This is a genomic window from Ruminococcus sp. MCC718, assembly GCF_018783905.1.
In the GTDB taxonomy this organism is placed as follows: Bacteria; Bacillota; Clostridia; order Lachnospirales; family Lachnospiraceae; genus Hominisplanchenecus; species Hominisplanchenecus faecis.
In genome coordinates this window covers 1-328 of record NZ_WQNP01000137.1, presented here as the reverse complement: position 1 = coordinate 328, position 328 = coordinate 1, and the positions used below count along the sequence as shown (strand labels likewise).

Here is a 328-nt window from a genome sequence, read left to right as displayed (position 1 = left end):
TCTGGAAATTCCACGCATACGCTAATCCACCAGTTTAATCCGTCAAAGGATATTCTCGGATTCATATATTTAGCATCTGTGGGAATACGTCCATGTTCTGCAAGTCTTACCCAGTTCAGCTTTTGTTTGTTCGCTTTCCTGCTAGAAGAAAATCCCTCAAATTTAACGTGAGTGTCACTAAACTGTATTTTAATGTTGTCCTGATAAAATTTAGGCGTTGATTTCTTTTTAGACTTGAATCTCGGATATTTTTGCAAACTTTTGAAAAAGTTTTTGTAGGCTATGCAAGCATCTTTAATTGCCTGTTTGGTTACATTATTGGAAACAT

Annotated in this window: 1 pseudogene; it reads right to left on the bottom strand. The window is 35.7% G+C overall.

What is annotated here, in order from left to right:
* Positions 1-328 (bottom strand): annotated as a pseudogene (locus tag GPK60_RS11900) (RNA-guided endonuclease TnpB family protein); the annotation flags it as partial.